Genomic DNA, 244 nt, shown 5'->3' with positions numbered 1-244 from the left:
TAGTTCCGGATCAACCGACGGCCGTCCGGTGGAGCTGTAGAATGGCGCCAGGTGCTGCCGGATGCTGGCCAGGTCGACGAATTGATCAACCTATCTGAGCATGTGGTCCGGCGGAACGTGCGTTTCGATCGAGAACTCGTAGAAGAGAGCGCCTTGCGCTTCCTGCCGGGACCCCATCATCGCCGTTCACCTCAAGCTGCCGCAGCCAAATTGAATCAGCGGCCAGCCCTTCAGGCAAGCCGAG

1 pseudogene is annotated in these 244 nt (G+C 60.7%); it reads right to left on the bottom strand.

Annotation, left to right across the window (positions count from 1 at the left end):
- Positions 1 to 180: pseudogene (locus ACXAJT_RS27690) on the bottom strand (transposase); the annotation flags it as partial.
- Positions 181 to 244 lie beyond the last annotated feature (64 nt).

Source organism: Salipiger sp. ABF4_146, from assembly GCF_056161345.1.
Note: the sequence above shows the minus strand (reverse complement) of the source record. Positions and strands in the feature narration are given on the sequence as shown.